The following is a 2,713-nucleotide window of genomic DNA, read 5'->3' as shown; positions in this document are numbered from 1 at the left end:
CGCGATCGCCCCGCGCGAAACCGTCGCGATCGTCGGCCCCTCGGGCGCGGGCAAGTCGACCCTGTTCCAGCTCGCCGAGCGCTTCTACGATCCGCAGGGCGGCAGCATCCTGCTCGACGGCATCCCGCTCACCGACGCCGACCCCGCCGACATCCGCGCGCGCATCGCGATGGTGCCGCAGGAAACGGTGATCTTCGCCGCCTCGGCGCGCGACAATCTGCGCTATGGCAATTGGGCTGCGACCGACGAGGAATTGTGGGACGCCGCGCGCGCCGCCAATGCCGAGGAGTTTCTGACCAAGCTGCCCGACGGTCTCGACACCTTCATGGGCGAAGGCGGCGCCCGCCTGTCGGGCGGCCAGCGCCAGCGCGTCGCCATCGCGCGCGCGCTGCTCCGCCGCGCGCCGCTGCTGCTGCTCGACGAAGCGACCTCGGCGCTCGACGCCGAATCCGAAAAGCTGGTGCAGGACGCGCTCGATACGCTGATGCACGACCGCACGACGATCGTCATCGCACACCGCCTCGCGACCGTGCGCGCCGCCGACCGCATCGTCGTGATGGACGACGGGCGTATCGTCGAGGAAGGCAAGCATGACGCGCTCGTCGCCGCCGACGGTCTTTACGCCCGCCTCGCGCGGCTCCAGTTCCAGGACAAACACGCCGCCTGACACAGTCTCCCCTTCGAAGGACAAGACGATGCTCTACGACTTCACGGTACCCGCCTATCGCAACGGCCTCCGCGCGCTGTCGGCGCAGCTCGACAAGGCGCTCGGCTGGGGCGCCGAAAATGGTGTCGGCGAACTGCAGTTCATCGCCGCACGGCTCGCCCCCGACATGTTCCCGCTGTCGTCGCAGGTGCGTTTCTCGTGCCAGCAGGCGATCCAGGCGCTCACCCGCCTCGGCGCTGCCGGCGCGCCGCAATTCGCCGAGGATGCCACCGACTTCGCCGGCCTGCAGGCGCAGATCGCCGCGACGCTCGCCTGGCTCGACAGCGTCGATGCCGCGACCATCGACAATGATTCCGGCCGCTCGGTCGCCTTCGATCTGCCCAACGGCATGGCCTTCGACATGACCGCGGCGACCTACGTGCGCGACTGGGCGCAGCCGCAATATTATTTCCACCTTGTCGCCGCCTACGCCATTCTCCGCCACATGGGCGTGCCGCTCGGCAAGGTCGATTATGTGAACTATATGTTCGCCTATCTGCGCCCCGGCACGGCACCGGCCGGCTGATCCGTCAGCCCTGACCCTAATAGTCCCATGTCGCGCGACCAGATTCAACGATCCGCCGAACCGCATCTCGTCGCCGACGTCGTCATGTATGAAAGTGATCGCGGCGGGCGCAAGCAGCCGGCGCTTCCCGGGTGGGGATGTCCGGCAATGATTTCGCGCGATCACCCGCTGATTGGCTGGGACATTCTCTTGCTTCTGCGAGACCGGCCTATCGCACCGGGCGAAAGCCGCCGTATCGGCTTCTACTTTCTATCGGGTGAGGTCGGGGCCGCCGCAGTGCGCGCGGCCGGGACATTCTATTTATGGGAAAGCGGTTTCATCGGCGAGGCCCGGGTGATTGCCGACTGAGCCATATATATATGGCAGCTTCCGGGCCGGAAGCTGCCATGGACCGCTCTATATGATCGCTCAGATCAGCCCGCCATATTGGTGGATTCCCGGAAAGCCGATGGCCGTGCCGCCGTTGCGCCGGATCGCGCCGATCGCTTCGTCGACGCGCAGATAGCGCGCCCGCGCATCGGGTTCGAGCAACAGCGTCGCGGGATCGGGACGGTCCGACGCCAGTTTCACCAGCTTGCCCAGCTGCGCCAGATCGACCGCGTCGCCGTTCCAGCGGATCGTGTCGGCGGTATCGATCGTGATGCGGTTCTTGTCGCGCACCGGACCCGGGACTTCGACATCGCCCGGCAGTGTGATGTCGACCATATGCGTCGGGCGCGGGATGGTGATGATGAACATCACCAGCATCACCAGCATCACGTCGATCAGCGGCGTGGTGTTGATCACCGGGTCGGCATTGGGGTCGTTGCGGAAAATGCTGCGGCGCTTGCGCATGGCCTCTCTCCCTGTCGGGCGCGGCGGCGGTGCGATCACTCATGATCGGCCGGCGCCGCGCGGCGGACCGGCCCCCTTGCGCCGCTCGCAAGCGGTATCGGTCCGATTGTTATGGTATAACATTATAGAAAGAGCGCAAACAAAAAGCGCGCCGCAGCGGAAAAGCTCCGCCGCGGCTGCGCGCATAAAGAAAGGGCGGCACCTTTCGGTACCGCCCCTCTTTATCCAACCCAACCGGGCGGGAAATCTTAGTTGCCCGAACCCGGACCGTACTTGATTTCCACGCGACGGTTCTGGTCGTTGCGCACGCCGTCGGCGGTGGCAACGGCCGGACGGCTTTCGCCGAAGGCTTCTGCGCTGATCGAACCGGCCGAGATGCCACGCGCGGTCAGATAGCTCTGAACCGCATCGTTGCGGCGCTTCGACAGGCCGACGTTGTAGGTCGCGGCACCCGAACGGTCGGCGTGACCGGCGAGCCAGACCTGCGTACCCGAGCAACCACGGTTGTAAGCGCTGATGGCGTTGTCCAGCGTCGACGCCGCTTCCGGCGTGATGTTCGACTGATCCCAGTCGAAGTAGACGATGTACGGCCCAGGCTCGCAAACCACCGGCGGCGGCGGCGGCGGCGGTGGTTTGCGAGCCTGGGC

The 2,713-nt window shown here is 66.2% G+C and carries 5 protein-coding genes; 3 read left to right on the top strand and 2 right to left on the bottom strand.

Features of this window, described 5'->3' with window-relative positions; genetic code table 11:
• The 3 genes from B1A78_RS21340 to B1A78_RS21330 form a co-directional block, all read left to right on the top strand.
• Window positions 1-667 (top strand): ABC transporter ATP-binding protein (locus B1A78_RS21340; protein WP_144037957.1); only part of this gene is annotated, 667 nt, incomplete at its 5' end.
• Between the two features lie 28 nt (window positions 668-695).
• Window positions 696-1,232: a DUF1993 domain-containing protein gene (locus B1A78_RS21335; RefSeq protein ID WP_077148852.1), complete on the top strand. Its 537-nt coding sequence runs from the start codon at window positions 696-698 to the stop codon at window positions 1,230-1,232.
• A gap of 27 nt (window positions 1,233-1,259) precedes the next feature.
• Window positions 1,260-1,580 carry a hypothetical protein gene (locus tag B1A78_RS21330; protein WP_077148851.1) on the top strand — a complete coding sequence of 107 codons (321 nt, stop codon included), beginning with the start codon at window positions 1,260-1,262 and terminating at the stop codon, window positions 1,578-1,580.
• A 60-nt stretch (window positions 1,581-1,640) separates the two neighbouring features.
• On the opposite strand, the gene B1A78_RS21325 is transcribed toward B1A78_RS21330, so the two are convergent.
• Together B1A78_RS21325 and B1A78_RS21320 are read right to left on the bottom strand one after the other, a co-directional pair.
• On the bottom strand, window positions 1,641-2,066 hold the full coding sequence (locus tag B1A78_RS21325; protein WP_077148850.1) for a biopolymer transporter ExbD: 426 nt from the start codon (window positions 2,064-2,066) through the stop codon (window positions 1,641-1,643).
• A 248-nt stretch (window positions 2,067-2,314) separates the two neighbouring features.
• A partial coding sequence (locus B1A78_RS21320) for an OmpA family protein (protein ID WP_144037956.1) occupies window positions 2,315-2,713 on the bottom strand: 399 nt, incomplete at its 5' end.

This window comes from Sphingopyxis sp. KK2 (genome assembly GCF_001990265.1).
Lineage (GTDB): Bacteria > Pseudomonadota > Alphaproteobacteria > Sphingomonadales > Sphingomonadaceae > Sphingopyxis.
Note: the sequence above shows the minus strand (reverse complement) of the source record. Positions and strands in the feature narration are given on the sequence as shown.